Below are 309 nucleotides of genomic sequence, written 5' to 3'. Positions count from 1 at the left end.
CGGCTTTAGTTTCAGTGCTTAAACTACCGACTTTTTTGCGCTTCTTTTAAGGCTTCTTCGGCTTTAGCATTAAATTTGCCGTTGGCTTCTTCAATTTTTTGCCGATAGACTTTTTTAATAATTCATTTGTATCAGACATAATGTCTCCAATTAGTTAGCTGTGGCAAAGGCATTTACCGCCTTTTCCAATTCAGAAAGAGTGTCAGGATTAATTTCAGAGGTAGCGCTTGGCGTACCGTGAGGATTGGAAGTAGCGCTCGGCATACTTCGTGTTAAAGCACTAATAAGTTTTCTACGCTCAGAGCGAGA

1 pseudogene is annotated in these 309 nt (G+C 40.5%); it reads right to left on the bottom strand.

The window, feature by feature from the left end:
* Positions 1-139, bottom strand: a pseudogene (locus tag BHE89_RS24545) (phage major capsid protein); the annotation flags it as partial.
* Positions 140-309 lie beyond the last annotated feature (170 nt).

This window comes from Shigella sp. FC1967, from assembly GCF_001743005.1.
In the GTDB taxonomy this organism is placed as follows: domain Bacteria; phylum Pseudomonadota; class Gammaproteobacteria; order Enterobacterales; family Enterobacteriaceae; genus Proteus.
This window is presented reverse-complemented; position numbering and strand designations above follow the sequence as displayed.